Origin of the sequence: Paenibacillus endophyticus, assembly GCF_014192395.1 — a bacterium.
Lineage (GTDB): Bacteria > Bacillota > Bacilli > Paenibacillales > Paenibacillaceae > Pristimantibacillus > Pristimantibacillus endophyticus.
In genome coordinates this window covers 1-22,130 of the sequence record NZ_JACHXW010000022.1, presented here as the reverse complement: position 1 = coordinate 22,130, position 22,130 = coordinate 1, and the positions used below count along the sequence as shown (strand labels likewise).

Annotated in this window: 16 protein-coding genes; all 16 read right to left on the bottom strand. The window is 46.2% G+C overall.

Going from position 1 to position 22,130, the window contains the following annotated elements; genetic code table 11:
- Window positions 1–184: 184 nt before the first annotated feature.
- The gene (locus FHS16_RS25715; protein ID WP_183569584.1) at window positions 185–1,189 is read right to left on the bottom strand and encodes a LacI family DNA-binding transcriptional regulator; all 1,005 of its coding nucleotides are present in this window, start codon (window positions 1,187–1,189) and stop codon (window positions 185–187) included.
- An 89-nt stretch (window positions 1,190–1,278) separates the two neighbouring features.
- Entirely contained in the window at window positions 1,279–1,773 is a 495-nt protein-coding gene (locus FHS16_RS25710) for a hypothetical protein (RefSeq protein ID WP_183569582.1), read from the bottom strand.
- Window positions 1,766–3,523 (bottom strand): sensor histidine kinase, encoded by a 1,758-nt coding sequence (locus tag FHS16_RS25705; RefSeq protein WP_183569580.1) that lies wholly within the window; start codon window positions 3,521–3,523, stop codon window positions 1,766–1,768. The genes FHS16_RS25710 and FHS16_RS25705 overlap by 8 nt, the downstream gene beginning before the upstream one ends.
- Entirely contained in the window at window positions 3,520–4,200 is a 681-nt protein-coding gene (locus FHS16_RS25700; protein WP_183569578.1) for a response regulator transcription factor, read from the bottom strand. The genes FHS16_RS25705 and FHS16_RS25700 overlap by 4 nt, the downstream gene beginning before the upstream one ends.
- Window positions 4,201–4,607: 407 nt before the next feature.
- Window positions 4,608–5,231 (bottom strand): acetate uptake transporter, encoded by a 624-nt coding sequence (locus tag FHS16_RS25695; RefSeq protein WP_183569576.1) that lies wholly within the window; start codon window positions 5,229–5,231, stop codon window positions 4,608–4,610.
- Window positions 5,232–5,537: 306 nt separating this feature from the next.
- A complete protein-coding gene (locus tag FHS16_RS25690) occupies window positions 5,538–6,710 on the bottom strand; it encodes a chromate transporter (RefSeq protein ID WP_246431966.1) in 1,173 nt (390 codons plus the stop codon).
- A 99-nt stretch (window positions 6,711–6,809) separates the two neighbouring features.
- Window positions 6,810–7,427: a TVP38/TMEM64 family protein gene (locus FHS16_RS25685; protein WP_183569574.1), complete on the bottom strand. Its 618-nt coding sequence runs from the start codon at window positions 7,425–7,427 to the stop codon at window positions 6,810–6,812.
- Between the two features lie 11 nt (window positions 7,428–7,438).
- Window positions 7,439–7,861, bottom strand: a complete 423-nt coding sequence (locus FHS16_RS25680) for a DUF1801 domain-containing protein (RefSeq protein ID WP_183569572.1) — start codon at window positions 7,859–7,861, stop codon at window positions 7,439–7,441.
- Window positions 7,862–7,940: 79 nt separating this feature from the next.
- Complete coding sequence (locus FHS16_RS25675) at window positions 7,941–8,159, bottom strand: helix-hairpin-helix domain-containing protein (protein ID WP_312891093.1); 219 nt, start codon at window positions 8,157–8,159, stop codon at window positions 7,941–7,943.
- A gap of 329 nt (window positions 8,160–8,488) precedes the next feature.
- The gene (locus FHS16_RS25670; RefSeq protein WP_183569569.1) at window positions 8,489–9,496 is read right to left on the bottom strand and encodes a LacI family DNA-binding transcriptional regulator; all 1,008 of its coding nucleotides are present in this window, start codon (window positions 9,494–9,496) and stop codon (window positions 8,489–8,491) included.
- 4 nt (window positions 9,497–9,500) lie between these two features.
- Entirely contained in the window at window positions 9,501–10,385 is an 885-nt protein-coding gene (locus FHS16_RS25665) for a carbohydrate ABC transporter permease (protein ID WP_183569567.1), read from the bottom strand.
- An 18-nt stretch (window positions 10,386–10,403) separates the two neighbouring features.
- On the bottom strand, window positions 10,404–11,294 hold the full coding sequence (locus tag FHS16_RS25660) for an ABC transporter permease (RefSeq protein WP_183569565.1): 891 nt from the start codon (window positions 11,292–11,294) through the stop codon (window positions 10,404–10,406).
- A gap of 65 nt (window positions 11,295–11,359) precedes the next feature.
- On the bottom strand, window positions 11,360–13,060 hold the full coding sequence (locus FHS16_RS25655) for an extracellular solute-binding protein (RefSeq protein WP_183569563.1): 1,701 nt from the start codon (window positions 13,058–13,060) through the stop codon (window positions 11,360–11,362).
- Between the two features lie 200 nt (window positions 13,061–13,260).
- The gene (locus FHS16_RS25650; protein ID WP_183569561.1) at window positions 13,261–14,616 is read right to left on the bottom strand and encodes a response regulator transcription factor; all 1,356 of its coding nucleotides are present in this window, start codon (window positions 14,614–14,616) and stop codon (window positions 13,261–13,263) included.
- Window positions 14,613–16,349 (bottom strand): sensor histidine kinase, encoded by a 1,737-nt coding sequence (locus FHS16_RS25645; protein ID WP_183569559.1) that lies wholly within the window; start codon window positions 16,347–16,349, stop codon window positions 14,613–14,615. The genes FHS16_RS25650 and FHS16_RS25645 overlap by 4 nt, the downstream gene beginning before the upstream one ends.
- Before the next feature lie 126 nt (window positions 16,350–16,475).
- Window positions 16,476–21,401, bottom strand: coding sequence for an InlB B-repeat-containing protein (locus tag FHS16_RS25640; RefSeq protein WP_183569557.1), 4,926 nt, complete (start codon window positions 21,399–21,401; stop codon window positions 16,476–16,478).
- Window positions 21,402–22,130: the final 729 nt, after the last annotated feature.

Sequence of the window (22,130 nt, the reverse complement as noted above, 5' to 3'; positions counted from 1 at the left end):
ATACTTTCTTATAACTCAAGAAGAATTGGCTTCGCCGTGCTCTGCAAGAGGAGGGTATCCGTTTCTCGTAGAAATAGAAGAATACGTTATCGCGTGAAACAGATAAAGTCTTATATTTATAAAAAAGGATCGGACAGCGGGAGCTTCCCACTATCCGATCCTCACATAATCCAAACCTCAAATTCTAGCGTTTAATAGCCGTAGATTGCCTAATAACCAGCTCGGGCTGAAGCACGATCCGCTCGTCATTCTTTTCACCCGATTCCAGCATTTCGATCAGCGAATCGACTGCCAGCTGCCCCATTTGCTTGGTTGGCTGGGCAACCGTCGTAAGCGGAGGATCCGTCAGCTCTGCCAAGATCGTGTTATCAAAACCAATGATCGAGACATCCTCCGGTATCCGCAAGCCAAGCTCCTTCGCCGCTTTTAGTGCACCGATCGCGAGCAGGTCATTGCAGCAAAACAGTGCCGTTGGCGGATTCGGCCCGCGCAGCAGCTCCCCCGCTTGCGATTTGCCGTCCTGAACCAATTCATCGCCGCAAATTCGAATCCTATCCGCTCCAATGTTCAACCCGGCCTCGTTCCATTTGGATACAAAACCTCTAATCCGTTCCCTGCTGCTGCTGACCTCTTCATTCTCCGACAATAAGCCAACCTGTACGTGGTTTTGCTCCAGCAGATGGCTCGCAGCAAGGCCTCCTCCGCAATAATCATCAATGATTACGGTTTTGGCCGCGAGCTTCGCTTCACGGGCAATGACGACAACAGGCGCTCTGCCCTTCATCAAGCTCGCCAGCGTGCTCTTATTGGCAATGCCCGTTCCGATAATCATGCCGTCCACGCGCTTCTGCTGCATCAACGATAAATACCGCTCGGCCCGCTCCTTCTTATTGTCCGTGCTGCATATAAACAGGCTGTAGCCCAGATGATGGCTTTGATCCTCAACAGCACGCGCGATTTCAGCAAAAAACGGATTGGAAATGTCCGGCACGAGAAGACCGAGCGTAAATGTTTTTTTTCCCGTCAATGCCGAAGCAATGACACTCGGCTGGTAATTAAGCCGCTCCATGACCTGCACAATCTCCTGCCTGCGCTGCTCGCTGATTTTGCCTTTTCCGTTAATGACTTGCGATACCGCAGCAATGGATACGCCCGCCTCTCTAGCCACATCGTAAATCGTCATTTTCATGTAAGTTCCCCATTTTGCGGTTGTATAGGTTTCCCCCCATTATGAATACCGCATGCGGAATTTGCAAGAAAGTTACAATGGCACTTCGGTTATTTCAACGTGATCGACTTCTGCCACGTCCGTTCCTTGCCCTGCTCATTGCGGAATATGAACGTTACCTTGCCTTCCTCGCCTTTCATGGAGTCCGGATAGAAAAAACCTGAGAATTGCCCATTGCCGCTAATGTAAAAGCCATCCTCGCCATTTCCGCCATGCGCAATGGCTTCCTGAACCGTATTGATCACTTTGCTCTTGTCTGAGATCCATTGCATTTCGGCTAAAGCATAGCCTTCGGGAAGCTTTTTCACCACAAAATCAAAGCTGTTTCCTTCAATTGGCTTGGGCGTCTGGTCTACAATAATGAGTATGTCATCTTCGTTTTCTACCGAGCCGCCAGCATTGACAGCATTCGTGTCCTTCGCGGGATCGGTCGGCTGTACGTTCGCGTTATTGGTATAGCCATCATTTGATTTTACGCCGCAAGCGCTGGCAAGAAGCAGCACAAGCATAGTTGCACATACATAAATTAATTTCATTTTATTCATGAGAATATCCTCCGTTTTCATATAAGGTAAAAGAAAAAACGACGCCTTCATCCGTATTAGCTGCACCGAACTTGCTGCCATGAAGCTCCAAAATATGCTTGACGATCGCAAGGCCGAGCCCTGTCCCTCCGAACTTGCGGTCGCGTGAGCGTTCCGCCCGGTAGAATTGGTCCCAGATCCGGTTTAGATCCTCCTCGCCGATTGGCGGACCGATGTTCTCGATTGTTGTCGTTACTGTTCCGCTCAAAGAATGGCGAATCCCAATCGTTATGACACTGTTCTCATCAGCATGGCGGATCGCGTTGCTGAGCAAATTGAGCAAAACCTGTTCGATACGCCTTGGATCCGCCATGACTTTCCAATCGTCCTTGCCTGCTGGGTCCAGCCGCAATCGCAGCTGTTTAGCCTGAAGCTGCTGCGTGAACGAATCCAGCACTTTTAGGGCAAGCTCGTTTATGGAAAAGCTTTCGAGCCGAAGCCGAACTGCTCTGACCTCGAATTTGGATAACTCCAGCATATCCATAATTAACGCATTCATTCGATCCGTTTCTTTCACGATTAGCGAGAGGTAACGCTCTCTCTTCTCGTTTGCCACCCCATCCTGCAGACCCTCCGCGAAACCTTTCACGATTGCCAGCGGGGTTTTCAGCTCATGGGAGATATTCGCAACCAGCTCTTTGCGAAGCTGCTCCAAACGCTGTTTTTCCGCAATATCCTCTTGCATTTGACGATTCGCTTGCGTCAGCTCGGTCAAGGTCGCATCCAGATTACGTGATAATGCCGTCATGTACCGCGACAAATCCCCAAATTCATCCTTGGAGCTTATTTCCTTCGCCTCAGTAAAGTCCAGCTCGGCAAGCCGTTCCGCAGTCCGGCTGAGTGCAATCAAAGGACGGGAGACGATTCTGGAATAGATCGATGAGAGAATGACTGCCAGTAAAACGATAATAGGCACCATATAGACCACATACCGCTTAAGAATGCCGACTGCTTCACCGACAGGCTGCAGCGAAGTCATCGCGAACAAATATCGTTCCTCATTGCCCTCTCCTGGCAGCGCTTGAATAAGAACCGCGTATTCGACACCGCTCCATTTGTCAGTCCACTCCGTCTGCTGGGAATATCCCTCCCTCATACGCATTTCCAGCTTCTCGTCCTTCGTTATCCAGTCAATGCGCGCACCATCGATCAGGCTGTCCTGGTAAAAAGGATTATTCGACCTGTCCATCGGAAGCAGGAGATCCGTTATGACTCCTTCCACTCTCACAAGCCCGGCTTCGGGTTTTTTGCCTTCTGGCTCGATATCCAACGGATGAAGGACCGTATCCTTCTCATCCATAAAGATGCCATCGACTACAACCCTATACCCGATAAGCAAATGCTGAGGGAGATCCTCAGTTGTCGTTCCTTCCATAGGAATTCGAACCGTAACCGTTTTGTTTCCGACTTGGAGCTGGAAGAAATAAGGCTCTATCGCTATTCTTTCCAATCTGCTATTCAAGATTGAAGTGCTTGCGTCGTTATCGTTCATGAATGCGCCGAGCAGCTTGGAAACCTGCTTGCTTCCGCTTCCCTCCGGCCCAAGCTGCGAAGCGAATTGCTTCATATTGCGTTCTAACACATGAATTTTCGATGACCGATAGAAATGCTCGAAGAACAAGCCTGCCGTAATCACCAGCAAACTGAATACGACGATGATGAGAAGGGACGTGACGACAAACAGCCTAAAAGCAACGCCGCGCCTTCTCATGCTTCCATCTCGAACTTATATCCTGCGCGGATAACGGTACTTATCAACCGGCCCTCGTACCCAAGCTTGGCTCTTAGTTTTTTAATATGAGTGTCTACCGCGCGCAAATCGCCCAAATAGTCGTAGCCCCACACCCCGTTGAGAATAAAATCACGGGCCAGCACCTTGCCGTAATGCTTCATCAGAAAGAGCAGCAATTCATATTCTTTCGGCGAGAGATTAATCATGCTTCCCGCAACCGTTACCGCGTGTGATTGGCGATTGACCGATAATTGACCATAGGCAAGCACAGCCCCCTCCTGGCCGACCGTCCCTTCCTTTCTTTTCATCAAGGCGTTGGCCCGGGCAACAAGCACCCTGGGACTTAACGGCTTAGTCACATATTCGTCGGCACCAAGCTCGAAACCCATCATTTGGTCGTCATCCTCAGCCCTTGCCGTAATCATAATGATCGGGATATCTGATTTCTTTCGGATGCGCCTGCATACCGACCATCCATCCATTTCCGGCATCATAATATCGAGAACGATTAAGTCAAACGCATGCTGTTCAAAAAGCTCAAGCGCAAGCCTCCCGTTTTCGGCCTCATGCACCTCCCATTGCTCCTTCGCGAAGTAGTCCGTTATTAATTCACGCAGCAGCATGTCATCCTCGACGACCAATATCCTTCGATTCATCCGTGCTATTCCTCCGTATCCAGACGACAGAACTGTCTATTGTCTAATGACGTCCACGACTAAAGGAAGGTTGTCGGTCATTATCGGCCGCTTCCTTAAGCCCTAGTATAGCGATCACTTGTGTACGTCATGTGTATTTCAAATGAATGTTGGCTCCGAATGCACAAAACTGACACCGAATTAGATTCGGCATCAGCTATTGGGGCAATACTATCCATGAAACAAAAGCTTCTCAGGCAAACATAACAGTTTCGAGCCCATTAGTCCAATATGCAGCTCTTGGTTTGGCGAAAGCAGAAAACTCCTACATACTTACGCCCAGGCAAAATGAAAAGGCAATCCCGATGACATCGAAGATGAACATGGAATTGCCCTTTCTCCGATAAAGTCTGATGCTATGCAATATCCTATTTTTTGAAAATGCCAAATGCCGCGCCAACCGGTAAAAAAACGCGTCCGAAATGAGCATTGAGTACGGAAGCTCCGCTGCCGTAGAAAGATACGATCGCGATTCCGAGCTCGGCGTAAGCAGCCATCGTATGGAATACGTCCGGCGCGATGCCAAATGCGTCAAAGGTTAAACCAAGAAACAGAAAATCGATGAGCACGAATATAACAAACAATACTTTATTCGTTTCCATAGCCCCAAGCGTCATGAATAAGGTGAAAATCAAATAACCCAGAAAAGCAAAGCCAAGCTGCTTGCCGTCCGCATCCCCTTGCAGGATCGGGCCAAATACGCCAAGCTTAACCATCCAGCTGCAGGCAACCGCCAGCCAGAAGAAGGCATAAGCTCCGAAAGCGGTTGTACCGAATGTATTGTTGCGTTTGGAATCTTGAATGCAAGCGAACAATTGGGCGAAAGCGCCCAAGAAAACAGCCCAAGGGATAACCATGCTGTAGCCTTCTGTAATGCCCAGCTTTTGCGAGGAAGCCACTAGCGTTACCATAGCTAATCCGAATAAACCAATTGCGCTCGGATCTGCATTCACAATCTTTACCTTCTGCGTTTGAATACTCTGCGATGTCATAGAAGCCTCCAGTAAAATAGATGATACGTAGTCCTTGCCGAAGCAGCAAGATAGCATTATAGCACCAATGAATGCTTGTTTTCAAGCTGTATATTCTAGAACTAACGAAGTAGAAAAAACGAATCATTCTCATTTAACTACACATGCATGAGTAAGGTCCACTCCATCCGTTTTTTGAATAATAAGCGTATGTTCATGCCTATTATAGAAAGAGCCTTCTCACGCCATCAAGAATGACGTTAGAGAAAGCTCTTTCAGCCTTGCATACTATAAAGCCTGGATGTTTGCCTGTCTTCCCTATTTTGGTTACATGCCGATATTCATATAGGGAATAATCATTCCGCCAATTACCCCTATTATAACGATCACCCATGCTGGCCATTTCCAAAAGTGAAGCATGCCGAATAAAAGAGCAGCAAGCACAAAATCTTCCACCGTTAGGACTGCTGAAGTCCAAATCGGATTGTATAAGGCGGCAAGAAGAATACCTACAACAGCAGCATTCACTCCAACAAGCGCCCCTTGCATGGCATTGCTTCGACGCAGGCGATTCCAGAATGGCAGAGCACCGACGATGAGAAGAAAAGACGGCAGAAAAATAGCAATTGTAGCTAGGACAGCTCCCCACACCCCTTTAATCATAGCGCCCAAATATGCGGCAAATGTAAACAAAGGGCCTGGTACAGCTTGAGTCGCGCCATAACCAGCTAAAAAATCCTGCTGGCTGATCCATCCAACGGGTACAACCTCCCTTTCTAGAAGTGGGAGCACGACATGTCCTCCGCCAAACACGAGAGAACCTGACCTGTAGAAACTGTCAGCTATGGCTAGCCAAGGGTTATTGGTGAATTGGGTTAGCAATGGAAGGCCGAATAATAAGCCGACAAACAGGAACAAGCAAACTATCGCTGCCCTGCGGCTCACAGGAACAACTAATGCTGAAGCTGCTGGAGCATCTTTCTTTCGATAAAGCAGCGTACCTGCCAAAGCAGCAAGTAAAATAAGGATGACCTGACTTAAAGCTGTTGGTAAAAGAAGGGTGATGACCATAGTAATGATAGCAATGCTTGCTCTGTTGCGATCAGGTGTTAAATTCTTTCCCATACTAAACACACCTTGGGCTACGATCGCAACGGCTACGATTTTCAAACCATGTATCCAGCCTGCATTTCCAATATCAAACCCTTTCAACAAAAGCGCAAATACAACGAGTGCTATAACGGAAGGAAGCGTGAAACCAAGCCATGCAATCACGCCTCCAAGTATTCCTGCCCGCAGGATGCCAATCCCCATCCCTACTTGACTGCTCGAAGGTCCCGGTAAAAACTGGCATAGAGCGACGAGATCCGCATAGGTGCGTTCATCCATCCATTTTCTCTTCTTTATGTATTCGTCATGAAAATAGAGAAGGTGAGCAACTGGCCCTCCAAAAGAAGTTAACCCTAGCTTTGTCGCAACAGCGCCTATTTCCAGCAGCATCCTTAGCTTTCCTTTTGATTCCGTTCCCTTCGGTGCAACTGCGTAACCGTTGTCCATGTCCATAGGTCTCCCCCTTCGTTTCTGCCAAATAAGACGATATCACGAAGCGTGCTTCCGCCAACGAAAACAAATATAAACCATAAATAAGAAGAGCAAATAGATACAACCTGTGATTAAAACATTGGAAAGACTTGAAAATATCTGATCACCCATGAATGCAAATACAAACATGACCGGTATTTTTCCAATTAAAGTAGCCAGAACAAAGCTTCCGATGGGCATCTGGCTGATTGCCGAAGCCGCATTGACTGCTTGGGCCGGTACAAAAGGAATTAATCGCGCCATAAATACGGCCATGAACGCATTCCGCTCAAAGAAAAGCATGAATCGGTCCATTCTTTTTGATTTCGCGATAAATGAACGTCCCCCATTTTGCAAAAGCCTGCGTACCGCCCAAAACGTGAGAGCCGCAGCGATTGTAGAAGAGATTACATTGATCAAGCTTCCCCAAATTGGGCCATATTGTGCGCCTATTATCGCTGCTATAAGTCCAAATGGGAAAAACGGTATCGCTGCCGTAACGATAGCCGTTCCGATCATCCATGGTAGATTCTCTATCCCACCTTGTGCCAACCATGTAAATAGGAGCTCCTGATTAGCAAGAAAAGCTGCTATTAATGACGCGTAGAGAAGAACAACCATTCCTATTTTAAGCATTCGTCCCCGCATTATGATGTCGGATACGTCTCTTTCAGAAAGACCACCGATTGAAGAATCAATTCTTTCAGAACATCAACATCAATGTCCGCTACTTTATTGACATAGACGCAAGATTTTCCCGAAGTATGTTTTCCGAGCTTTTGCAGCAATGCAGCTCTTTCGGTATCGCCGGTTGCAAAATATAAGCTTATTTTTGCTTTTCTTGGCGAGAATCCAGCCAGCGGCGCATCCCCTTCATGGCCGGTATCATATCGGTAGTGGTAGGTACCAAAACCAATAATGCTGGGACCCCACATTTTAGCTGGATACCCCGTCGTTTCCGCAAATATATCCAAAAGCTTATAGGCGTCCTCGCGCTTCTTGGGATTCTCAATGAGATCAAGAAATTCGATTACGCTATTGTCGGTTTCTTTTGTTTTTTGTTCATACATCCTTCATAAATCTCCCTTCTGGTATGATTCTTTCGTTTCGCTTAGACAAGCGCTCATCATTTGGGTTGTGGATGTCATGTTATCCTTTATTTGCGAAGGATAGCCCTTTCTCTTTGAGAACCTCATTCAAAATCCTTATGGCTTTCGGACCCAGTCCATGCAGCTTCAATAAGTCTGCTTCCGTCACTTTGGTCAGTTGTTCGAGCTTGAATAAGCCTGCATGTGAGAGCGCACGAGTCGCCGGCCCGCTTATCTTAGGAAAATCGCTTTCTTGGCTTGTTTGGCTGCTATTGTCCATGTTCATGCTCCTTTTATTATAAAATTTCAGTAGGCTCAAGCCCTAATTGCTATTTCTTCTGCTATCATTATACCTTTTTGTTGCACAAAGTAAGAGCAACTCTCTTTGAATTTACCTTTTTTTAATGATTGCCTTTGAATAACGAAGAGCAGGAAGCACCCCGCCGGGCGTCTCCTGCTCTTTTTTGGTAGACTAATCACCATTGTCGCTTGACTGTAGAGGTACGCCAAGCTCCTTGGCCACATCGTATTTCACGTCATCCGATCGGTCCGGATAACAGCATAGCTTCACGCCTCATGACATCCACTTTGAAAGTCCCTAATAGATATTTAATCTATTCTCCTTGTTGATTCTCTAACCTTAATGCCATGCGGTAAAATCTTGCGATTTGATTCGATCCTTGTTCCCTTCAGTAATTGAAGCAGCATTGAAGCAGCTTCGTAGCCGTGAGAATAAGAATCCGTATGAACAGCGGTTAAAGAAGGTGATACTAACTCTCCCATCGTATCCTGACTAAAACTAACAATGCTAACATCATCAGGCACCTTCAACTTTAATTTTGCCAAAGCACGAACCACTTTTAGTGCTGTGTCATCATCTTGAACAATAATTGCAGTAGGTCTTTCAGGCGAATTGATCCAAGTCCATACAATAATATCCTCCTCGTCCTTCTCGACTACGATACACCAATCTGGATTCGGTTCAATACGCGAACTTTGTAAAGCCAATTGATAACCTTTCATACGATCTGACTGGATAGTGACGTGTTCAGGACCATGAAGAATGGCAATATTCTGGTGGTTCAGCTGAACCAGGAAATGTGTAGCATCCCAGGCTGCCTGAAATTGATCGTAATCGACGGCATGGATATCTGCATGCTTCATATTTCTCCCAATGAGTACAAAGGGAATCCCACTCAAATTCAAATAGGATATGACATCATCTCTATCACTCGTATAGAAAAGGATAAGGCCATCCATACTTCTTCCTTTGTATCGGGATTCTATGGATTGCAGTACATCTTGCTCACTATTCCCTGTCAAGAGCAATACATTATATCCGTGATGCTTAGCTTGCGAAATGATTCCTCTTACAGCTTTCAAGGAATGAATGTTAACATTTTTAGCTGGGTTAGGAAGCAGGACCCCAATGTTATAACTCAACTTTGATGCTAAGCCTTTTGCAAATAAATTAGGTTGATAACCATGTTGGACTATGATCTTGATTATCTTTGAACGTGTTCTCTCACTTATTCTTGAATCATTGGAGATCACTCTCGATACGGTCGCTATTGAAGTACCGGCGAGTTCTGCAATATATTTGATTGTAATTGACATAATGTTAACCCTTTACAGAACCAAGCGTTATTCCTTTCACGAAATATTTTTGGAAAAAGGGATAAATAATTAAAAGTGGCAGCATAGAAATGAAAATTTTAGCTGCGTTTAACGTCTGATTGGATAAGCTTGTCAGTCGTTTTGCCGATTCTGCATCTACTTTGGATGGGTCAATGACAAGTGTGACTTGGCGTATATAAGATTGCAAAGGATAGTTTTCATTTTTGGTCATGAGCACGAGCGCTTGGAAAAACTCATTCCAATGCCCTACGATTGTAAACACGAGAATCGTTGCCAAGACCGGAGTAGAAAGCGGCAAAAAGATACCAAAAAGAATTCGCCATGGACCTGCGCCATCGATTAATGCGGATTCTTCCATCTCCTTCGGCAAATTTCTAAAGAAGTTCATCACCAATATGACATTAAATACAGGCAGCCCTCCACCAAGAACGAGTCCCCAGATCGTGTTGATTAAGCCAAGAGATTTCATGGTCATGTACCAAGGAACCAAGCCGCCACCGAACAGCATGCAAAAAATGAGCAGCCACATGATTATATTTCTCGGCTTGAATTCTTTAGATGTTTTGGATAGCGGATAGGCCATTAATAGTACAATAAAAAAAGTAATAACGGCACTATATAATACACGTTGCACGGATATGAAAAATGATTTGAAAAACTGGCCATCATCAATGATCGTTTCGTAGGAACCAAAGGTTAACCCTTGCGGCCAAACAAAAACTTCGCCAGCCGCTACTGCTGCTCTGTCGCTCAAAGAAACGACCAGCGTATACCAAACAGGCAGGATGCAAAGCAGCGTGATGATGATGAGCAAAAATATGTTGACTCCATTAAACAGCCTGGATAGAACCGAGCGTTCTTCTACCATAATGATCACATCTTTCCGTTAAAAAATTCTGTAATTCGCAAACCGATAGGCAAGCCCGTAAGATACTGAAATGAGAACGAGACCAACAACCGACTTCAGAAGACCAACGGCAGTCGCAAGACCATATTGCATATCAAGCAGGCCCGCTCGATAAACCCAGGTATCAATAATATCGCCTGTAGAATATACCGATGGATTGTATAGATTGAATATTTGATCGAATCCAGCATTCAGAATATTTCCTAAGCTTAATGTGCCAAGTAAAACCGCAACCGGCAATATGCTGGGGAGGGTGATACTCGTCAACCTTTTAAACTGGGAAGCTCCATCTATTGCTGCTGCTTCGTACATTTCAGGGTTAATGGATGTTAGTGCGGCAAAATAAATAATAGCTGCGAAACCAAATTCCTTCCAAATATCACTAAAAACAACTAGCCAAGGAAACATATTAGCATTAGCGAAAAACAAGGTCGGCTCTACGCCAAATAAAGATAGAATCTGGTTAATGGGACCTGAGTAAGAGAGGATATCCAGCATAATTCCTGCTACAATAACCCAGGACAAAAAATGCGGCAAATAGACAATGGTTTGAACGGATCTGGTAAACAGCCTGTTTTTCACTTCATTTAACATGAGCGCAAATATGAGCGGGAAGATCAAGTTGCCAATCATTTTTAACAAGGCGATGAAAATTGTATTCTGGAATACTTGTTTGCTGTCATCCAGTTCGAACATATATTTGAAGTTTTCCAAGCCGATCCATTCGGACTTAAATATGCCTAAGCCTGGGTTGAAATCCTTGAATGCCATCAATACTCCGTACATGGGAAGCAAATTGAAAAAGGCTAACCACAGCAATCCGGGCAGGAGCATCAAATAGTAGTGTTTATAAATACCTCGGTTAAGCATCTCTCTATCTCCTTAAAAGGATAATCAAGGCGAGTGAACGATCCACCCGCCTTGATCATTCTACTTTATTTCAACTCATTCACTTCTTTAGTAATTTGGTCTCCACCCTGATCATTCCACTTTTCAACAAAAGCATCGAACTCTTCAATCGGGGCACTGCCCATAATAATTTTCAAGAAGGTTTCATCTTCAATTTTCTTTAAATTGGTCCATTTTGTTTGCATGGTTTTGGTCTGTGCCGTTGCGAGACTCTTCACATAATTGATATCGGCATCCACAAATGTTGAACCGCCATTCAAATGCGAGTAAAGATGAGTGAAGAAGTCCGGATCTTTTTGTTGATCCCAATATTGAATGTCATAGTTGTCAAAAGGCTCTGTTTTCACATTCTTAACATGGGAAGCAAGCTCATAAGCAAACCCATAATTGAGTTTATCCACTTCTTCCAATTTCATTTCCCCTGTAAGAACCTTTTGCGTGGATTTCACGGCATACTCCAATTGATCGCCATGGCCCATGATAAGGAACAAAGGAATTTCCTGGGAAGTCAATTCTTTGCCCACCGCTGTTTTATAGCTCTCTTCTTTCTCCGATACATGAATATTGAGCATTTTAACAACAGCTTCTGGATGCTTGTAGCTTTTCTTCACAACGATGTACGAGCTTCCCGTAGTTTGGTTAGAGTTAAATTTGCCCGACTCATCCACTGGCGCCGTATATGGTCTCCAGTTGGCATTCGGATCGTTTTTCATTGAATCCGTTAGATTGTACGGTGTCCACCATGGACCGAAGAAAATACCTGCTTGACCGCTGGTTATTACCTCTTGCGTGCTTTTTCTCAAACCAATTTCTTTATCTAGAATGCCGCTCGCGTACCAATCACGCAGCTTGACCAACGATTCCTTCGTCTCAGCAGTCGTAGAGCCGTATACGGCATTTCCGTCCTTATCTTTAACCCAGATACCCGGATATGCATTATTGGAGAAGAACACCGGCGAGAAGTTCATGAAATGATCGCCAGAGGAAAGGAATGTAGAATAAAGAGATCCACCTTGCTGGGTGCCCACTATGCCTAACGTTTTGTCTCCACCCATTTTGTTATCAATAAAAGCCTTAGCGATTTTTTCAAGACCCTCTAACGTCTTAGGAGCTTCCAAGCCTAACTTATCAAGCCAATCCTTACGAATCCATGTCATCGGTGCCGAAGGCAATGTTGTTTCAGGCAGGGCATACAATTTGCCGTCAAAGGTAACGCCTTCGAGCAATCCTGCATTGGATTGATAGATTTGCTTCAGTCGACCTGCCCCAAACTTATTGTATACTTCCGTCAAATCCGCCAGCTGGTCGGCTTTAACCATTTGTCTTAGCTGTGTTTCGTTAACCAGCATGGCATCAGGCAAATCATTGCTTCCAATGGCTAAGCTTATCTTTTGGGCATAATCGGCAGTTGCTGCTTCCCACTCGTGTTTGATTACAATGTTATACGAATCCTTCAGCCAACGCGTATATAGGTTGTTTTCTGCCGTATCTTCGCCTTCGTACTTGTAAGTCGGATCAATTCCCCTGCCTATTGCTACTTCAATCGGTTCTGGAAATTTCTCCAATGGGTTAACTGCCACGTCTGTCTCTGCGTTGTTGCTTGCTTGGTTGCTTGGTTGTTTACTTGATTGGTTGCTTGAATTATCATTTGGCGTATTGCTGGCACATGCACTCAAACTTAGCGCAACAACAAGCCCGACCGCCAAGGTTTTGAAATTCTTTTTCATTTTCTTTCCCCCTACTGCATATTTAAATGAATGTTCTTTGCTACAACTTGATTATAATACCTAGCAGGTGTGGTGCGTGTTAGAGGATACAAGGGGAATAGGTTGAATATACGATGAAAATAAAAAGACGCCCGAAAACTGTCTACCCTGTTTTCGGACGAATTTCTACCCACTATTCAAATGATTACAAATAGACCCTATCATACCTGTTTGTTAGTCTGTCTATAGTCACTTGGCAGTATGCCTACATGCTCTCTAAATAAGCGGCTAAAATACTTTTCATCGTTATACCCTACTTGTTCGGCAATCCACTGTATGGTTTTAGTCGTGTTTATCAAATAATGCTTGGCTCTTTCCAGACGAATATCCCTCAAATAATCCGTGTAGGTTTTGCCTACGATTTGTTTGAAGCACTGGCTAAAATAGCTGCTGCTCATATTGACAATCTGCGCCATCTCTCCTGCCGATAGAGATTGATTCATCATTAATTGAGCCATATTCGCAGCTTTTGCAATGCTGTTCTGAATTTCCTTGGAGTATTGGGGCTTGCTATTAGCCTGATGGATGGCATTCCTTACATTGCGTAACCAGCTTTCAAATTGAGCAAAATATGCGAATGAATCATCCATCACAATGGGATCGATCAATATTTGCTCATATAAACGGTTCCACTCATCTGACAAAGAAAAGAATAGTCTTGTTAATCGAATTGGCGGAAGCTTTATTGCTATTAGCTCTTGAAGCATCGTTTCAAAAGCTTGATCCTCGTAGATCCAATCCGGTGAAAGCCACTTCCGCTTCAGCTTAATCAAGTCGTAATCGGCATTCTCTCCCAAAGTTGAAATTGTGCCATTATGAACAATCGGAATGGACTTCATGGGATGATACTCATAAAAAAATTCGTTCCTTCGGTAGACGCGAGTAAGCTGCACGATTGATTTCCGGTCCAGCTCTTTCAAATCACGAAAGAAGATCATGGCATAATCCGGACATGAGGTTAAAGATTCCGGCGGCAAATAAGTCATCCCCCATACCCCCGCATCCAATTCTATCGCGCCTTTGGGTAATACGATACCCATTGACGAGTCGTCGCTTTGCCCATTCAAGAGGTAGATCACGTATAGTTCATCGACTTGATCGAGTTCATCCCGATAACTGTCGTAACCAGTGGGTTTTTTGGTATCGAATAACGAAGAAATTCTACTCAGTACATCTTTAAATTGTTCCTTTTCTAGTTGTGTCTTCGCGATATAATCAATTGCCCCTAGCCGAAGCGCCTCCTGCACATATTCGAAATCCTGATGCAGGGTCAGTACGACAATTTGGATATTCGGATGTATCCTTCTAACTTCCTTCATCAATTCAATTCCGGACATGACCGGCATAGACAGATCTGTCAGCAATAAGTCTACCTTGTTCGTTTCCAAAAACTGCAGGGCGTTCTCGCCATTGTTGGCTTCCCCTACCACAACCATTCCAAAGTCCTGCCAGGGCATAAAGCTGACTAATCCCTTGCGAACGATTTTCTCATCATCTACAATTAAAACTTTTATCATCGCTTTTGTTCACCTCTAAAGACTGGCAAGCTCAATGAAACGACAGTCCCTTTACCGATCACGCTCTTAATATGAAACGTTGCTTGCTCTCCATAATTGGCTTCCAGTATTCGTTTGACATATTTCATTCCGATGCCCATCCCTACTTTCTGACTGTCCATGGAATCATCATTCAGTAATTGATCGATTTTTTCCGGCAGCATCCCAGCGCCGTTATCCTCAATCGTAATTTCAAGCTCATCGTTTAACCTGATATCCACATGAATATATCCATCATCGCTTACTCCGTGATAAAGGGCATTCTCAACTAAAGGCTGGAGAATAAACCGCGGGATCTGCAGCATCATCGCATCGTCATCGACATCGATATCCACATCGAATTGAAAATCATACCTGATTTTTTGAAGCTGCAAATATTCTTTTAGCGCATCTATTTCCCCGCCAATCGTAGTAGCCTCACCCGATTTGCCCAGATTGTATTGCAGGAGCTTATTTAAGGAAAGCGCCAGCTTATCGATCTCCTCTTGCCCATTAATCATCGCAAGCCAATGAACGGTGTCTAGCGTATTCATTAGGAAATGAGGATTTATCTGATACAACAGCTTTTCAACCTCTAAGTTCGCTCTCCTCTTTTCTTTTTGTTCAATTTCCTCGTATAATTCCCATATCTTTTTTTTCATGGCTCGGATCTTTAACAGCAAAAAATCAAATTCAGGTATATTGGTTAAATCAGTATTTTCCTTGGAGCCCGATTGCACCAGTGTTTTAATTTCCAAATTGAATTTCTCAAGCGGTTTGTATACCATTCTTGACAATAATAAAGCGAGAATGACTGCCGCAAGCTCAAATATTAAGAAATAAACGATTATTTGGAAATACCATTGGTTTTTTTCCTGATTCAATACCTCTTTTGGCAATATGGAAACCATGCTCCAGCCTTGATTGCTCGTTTCTTTGTGCCAAATATAATGTCCATATGATCCTGAAACGATTTCAGAATTTCCCGTCGGAAACATACTGTTTAAAGGGAATTGTTCTTGGTCTTGGCTGAACGTAATTTTTCCTTCATTATCAAGAATAAGCAGCCGTCGTGACTTATTGGACGGATTGTCGGAATTAAATAATTTGGCGGTGGCATTAAACCCCGTCTCTATGTACAAATAAACATCTTGATCCTGCCAATTGACCTTTCGCATTGTACTAAATACTAACTGATTAATCGACCTATTATTGCTTTTGTGAGGGCCGAAATAAGTAATCTCAGGATATACCGCCATAACGGGCAGTTCTTCCGGATTAAAGGGATCTCTGACTGGAAAATTTTCAAAATCATACTCATTGGTGTTCTTGAAGTAATACATCGTTAATCCTATATTTGGGTTGGAGAAGGTGATCACGTTCAGCTCGCTCTTCAGCTCGTTTCGAAGCCTTATCCGCTCGAAAGGCTCCGTTTCATTTTGCAGCTGCTCAAGCAGTTTGTTCGTTCCGCCCCCAAAAGTGATTTGTTGCAAAACATGGTTTAAGTTGTTTAATGTGTTTTCCATCGTCAGTACATCTTGCCTTAAGTTGCTCTGGATGGAACCTTCAACTTTATTGACAAGTATGGAGTTAATCGTAAATAGCGATGCGAGTCCAAGACAAATAAACGGAACCAGAATAATGAGTATGAATATCGTAATGATTCTATTTTTAAAAGTGAGTTGTCTATAGCGTTGTATGAAGTTCAGCTTCATGGTGTCTTCCCCCCAATCTCTTGAAAGTTTATCACGGATTGTACAGATTTAATAATAGAAAAACAATAACCCCAATTACCTCGCGGTAATGGGATTATTGTTACAGCTGCATCGTTCTATTCCATCTTATTTCTTATTGAACAAGTTCAAGATGGCTTGCGCGGTTTCGGCGCGGTTGGCGTCGGAAGCCGGATCGAAGATTCCGTTTCCTTTCCCTTGCAGAAGTCCTGCAGCGATGGCTTTATTCACTCCTTCGACTGCCCATGGAGAAATGCTTGATCCATCCACGCGGTCGGCTGTTTCTTGACCAGTCGCAGCGATTGCGCCGTTCTTGTACTCATAGGCGCGAACGAGCAGTACCGCCATTTGTTCACGGGTTATTTTCGCGTTTGGATCGAATTTGTTATCCGATACTCCCAAGGCAAGCCCCGCTTCATAAGCAATGGCAACTTCCTTCGCATACCACTCCCCCGCTTGAACATCGTCGAACGGAACTGAGCTTGCAGTATTCGTCAAGCCTAGAGCTCGTACCAGCAAGGAAGTGAATTCAGCGCGAGTTGTATGTCCATTTGGCGTGAAGAGTGTGTCGCTTGTGCCGTTAATGATATGCTTCGCTGCCAATACCTCCAGCGTCCGTGCAACCCAGTGATTGGAAGGAACGTCAGTGAATGACTTCGCGTATTCCAGCACCGCATATTTGCTCAGATGCTGAAGAGCAACCGTCACGGTATTCTTGGCTGCATCTATGCTGCCTCCCACGTATTCCCACTCTTTGCTTACTTCATTGAAATAATAAATGCCCAGTAGGTCTTCATCAGTCTCATTGTTATAAGGCAAGGTTATTTCAACTCCGCCATCTACATTGCTAATATCGATGACTTGGTTGTAGTGCTTCAGCTTAACCGTGATGTCGTAGACCACGCCTGCAACTTCCACACGCGCTTGACCGCCTTGTGCTGGAGCATTCGCAATATCACCAACAGTCACTGGCGCAACGATTACTTCAATACTTGCCCCGGACGGATTCCCCGCCGCAGTCAGCCATCGCTTCAGCGCATCCGCTTGAACCGTTAGAACCGCATTCGTTGCTTTTACCTGAAGGGATAATCCGCCGATATCCTGTACGGGAATGGACTTCGACGTGATGCCGCTGCCAAGCTCCACAATCGCTTTGTCTCCATCCTTAATGACGCCTGTTGGCGCTGGTGCCGATGGTCCTGGATGGCTAGGCGGATTCGTTGGCTCTGGATTGCTTGTTGTCTGGCCGCTAATCGCAATCGACTTCGTTCCCACGACTCCCGAACCATCTACTGCCGTCGCCGTCACCGTTACGGTGCCGTCGCTTACAGCAGTTAACAGACCCGACTCATTGATCGTTGCGCTTCCTGTTCCATTCCGGGCAGACCAGGTAATCGCTTTGTTCGTTGCATCTGCCGGCAGCACCTCTGCTGTTAGTTGAAGTGTTCCGCCTTTTGTTGAGATCGTATCATTACCGCTAATATTTATCGTTTCAACAGCTATAGCCTCGGTCTCTATTGACATCACGATTACCGTAAAGGTTTTCGTGTCCGTCACTTCGCCTTTCGTTAAGGTTGCAGTCAAGGTAACAGTGGCGTCTGCCGCACCTGCTAATGGACGAACAACTGTGCCATCTGTACGAATGATCCCAGGATTGTCGCTTGACCATGAAACGGTGACATCATCTAATCCTGTTATTGGCAGTGTCACGTTTTGTGTGACATTAGCCGCATTGTTGCCTACGGCGTAACCCACTTCGAGGGCTGCTACCGCCGCTGCTACAGTGGCAATGTCCGGATCATCCTTGAGAATCCAATGAGCGTAGAAGTTGCTGACGGACGCGGTCGACCAGCTGCCCTCATATACTCTGACGCCGCTACTGTTGTAATACTGTTGGCCCTTTCCGTCAGTGTTTGCGTACAAGCCCTGGAAAGAATAGCCATCCCTTTCAGGACGGGTGATTCCTAGCGGCAGCTTGCCGCCATAGTTGACCGAAATACTTTCCGTACCGCCTGACCCACTTTGAGGATCGAGCGTAATACTGTAGGCATTCGCCGTAAAGCGGGCGTATAAAGTCAAATGGCCGACAGAGTTGACTGCAACGCTGCTACGCTTTGAGCTTGGCAGGAATTCCGAGTCGGTATACCAGCCATTGAAGCTATACCCCTCCTTGAAGCTCGGCTCGGCCAGGTTGAACGTCGGCGTTTCATAGGTATAGGTAACCTGTTCGCTGCCCGGCATAATCGCCGATCCGCCACCGTCCTTATAGGTGATCGCGTAGGATACAGACTCCCACTTGGCGAAGAGTGTTGTCGCCGCCGTCACGGTATCAGAGCCAAAGCTCCATGCATCATTGTAGGCCGAATCCTTGTACCATCCCGCGAAAGTATAACCGTTCCTGACCGGCTGTTGTGGCGCAGTGATGTTGCTGCCTGCAGCCACGTTAGGGATGGACATGACCGAACTGCCGCCCTGAGAGTTGAACTGGACCAAGAATTTGTCGGCTTCCAGCTGGATCCATCCGGCGTAGAGAGTCATAGCGTATATATGACCGTCGCCGAGAGTGTTGACCACAGGAGCGTTGAAGCTATACTCCTGCGTGAACGCCGAATCGGTATACCATTTCCCATCGAAAAGATAACCGCTGCGAGTCGGATCGGTTGTCGGCCGGGTTGCTTTTTCCCCTTCACGCACGTATTGACTGTCGACCGAGCTGCCGCCCGACGTGTTGAAAATCACGCCATTGCGCCCCGGTGGGAATACGCCGCTGGCTACGAAGCCGATATTGTTGCCTGCGGCAAAGGCCGTGTCCCAGTTGGCGCGGGCGTTATTGCCGCTATCGGTGGAGCCATTGATGTTATAGCCTGAAGCTCCAGTACCATAGAAATATAATTGCTCATTATTCAGCATTGAAGCGGTAATCGCCGGTTGACCGGTTTGTTGTCCAGTACCCGAGTTGTTTTGGGTATTGAATATGATTCCGCCTACGGCAGCCCGAGGCATACTAATCTTGTACCAATGCGTGTCGGCGCCATTGTATTTCAATCTCGTCATCGTACCGCCGGGCCATCCGCCGAACAACTCAGGGTTGTACGTGTAGGTTCTCACTCCGAAGGTGTGGGTACCCCAGGCTTGGAAGTTCGCATTGCGGTTGATTGAAAGATAAACGTTGACATGTGTTGGCTCTGCGACCGGCGGAACGACCGCTCCTACAGGTTCGACTCTAGTGTAGGTAAACGCTTTGGTGATCCAATTCCCATCGGCTGTCCGGCCCACCAACGTGACGGTAATCGGCTCGTTGTAGTTACCGTTCACGGTGATGATGTCATCATGAGCAAAGCTCACAGCATCGCCGTTATTAATAGCGTAGCTGGCACTCGTCACATTCACGGCGGACATCCTGAGCTTGAGCTGATTGCCGGTAAAGCTGTTGCCGGCGAGCACATCGTCATCGCTCGGCAAAGCAGCCAGAACGGTGGAGGTTGCGACCTCTTTCTCCATTAGAACCACAAGGCCAGGGTTGCTGCCGGTCTCAGTGTTGTTGGCTTTTGCAGGGTTTCCTGGAAGGGTACCACTGATCCTGCCGTTTGATACTGTAAAGATGTTGGCCGGATTCAGTGCATTAGCATAGAAGCCATCCTTTAAGAATCTCACCGGCACACTGCCTAGAACACGGTCAGTTGTACTGGTGTTAAGCAGCACCGCGCCGCCGCCGTCCGCGGTTGTGCCGCGCTCGATCATGACGGCATTGTTACCGAGACTTACCAGATTCTCATCCCGTCCCGCCATAGCGTTGTGGAACTTGTTGACTGCCACCACTTCGGGATGGCTCCACTGAGACCGGTTATTGTCTACGTTGTCTGCGGTCAGTACGCTGGTTCTCTGGCTCCCGTCGGCGTTGACATTACGGGCAAAGAAGAGGGGGGAAGCATCCTTGCGGGCGGCAATAATGGCCCAGCCCTGTCTGACCTGCTTCGGGCTGAAGCTCAGGGACTCTCCTTCGTTGTTGTAGGTGTCGTGAGATTCCACCCAGGGTACCAGCCGGTCGGCCGTCAGGCCCTCGGCCGCGTAATCCGCCCATTTGTCGAGACGACCGATGTCCCCTACTTCGAGGACGCCACGAACATCATGCCCGTACTTGGAAGCAGTCATGTCGATATACTTCGCATAGCCTTTCATCCTGTCGTTCTGGGGGTCTCCCCCTTGCAGCACCTCGCCGTACTGGAAGTTCTCTTTGCCTTTCTCCTTAAAATAGGCCTTGGCCGCTCCGGTCACATTTTTCACATAATCGCTTTTGAACTCCCCTTCGGGTAAGCCCGCGGCAATGCTCGCCGGGGAAGGCATGTCGTCGTCCAGCTCAATGTGCTTGATGGCGTCATAGCGGAAGCCGCTCGCGCCAGCGTCGATCATGTCCTTCAAATACGCGATGTAGGAATCTTGAACAAACTTGGAATGCGTGTTCAGATCCCTCAGACCGCTGATCATGTTCGGCTGCGTCAGAAGAAAACGGTCATTATAACCTACGCTGCCGCTCACATTGTGGAAATAGGTGTTGTCATTCCACGGGGCATCTGAGTTGCCGGTACTGCCCATGTGGTTAGGCACCACGTCGACGATAACCTTGATGCCAAGTGCTTTGGCGGCGGTGGTCAGGCTGACAAACGCGTCCCTGTCGCCGTATCTGTTGCCTTTGCCGCCAGCGAGCATGTTGCTGGGCTGATAGGCAAAATACCAGTTGGTCCCAGAGGCGCTGCCCATGATAGGCGAAGTCTGTATCGCCGTGTACCCTGCGTCAGCTATGGCCTGTAGGTTTTCCTCTATGACACTTAAATTCCAGTCAAAGGCGTGTAATATAACGCCATCCCGGATGCGTTCCGGGATGGCGCTGCTCGCTGTGGAGGCCGCTGCCGTTCCCGGTTGATCCGTTATAGATTCGGCCTTGACCGTCGGCATCGTAAAGACCGAGGCCATCAGCACCAGAGTGAGAAGCAGACTGAGGAAACGTTTTCGGTTCAGCTGATTTGTTTGTTTCATGAAAATGTTCAATCTCCTTATTGATAAAATGATATTGATAAGATAGGAATGATTCGTAAAAAGGGTATTTCACAGAAAACGATTTCACGAAAAAATTAGACCGTTACTTAAATACTGTGCCATGAACACCTCCGCCTTCGTAAAAAATAACCGAGTGTAACCGCATTCAAAAGGAGCTATTCCATTGCTTCAACATGATCGTGATGCTCCCAATTCTTCACCGACACTTACATACAACCCCTGTTGAATATATTTCCTACTTAAATATACCACTGCCAAAATTATTCCAAGGTAGAGATCGGTTGTGAGAGTAGGCGATTATTATGCAAAAAACAAATCCGTTCCGAAAAATATCTATCTACTTTTCATTCGAATACCTAACTCAATCCGTGCTTATGCATGTTCTTAAGCGGTTTATTCGATCATCGATGGATTGAATGCAAATATGGATCTGCCTAAATTCAAAAAAGTCCCGATGTATATGAATACATGGGGACTCGCTTTGTTGTTTCACACCTGCATGAATGGGTGCAGTCCTTCCGCCGGTGGCCGGTGCCCAGCTAGGATAAATCCACGAGATAAGATGGATATCGGATAGCGAGATTCTCCGAAGCACTGTGATTTTCTTTATACATGACGGATTGTAAAATGAAGTGCGACACCTAAAAAAACAAAAGGCCCATGAAGGCTTCGTGTAAAATGGAAGTTACCACACCACCATTTTGTACA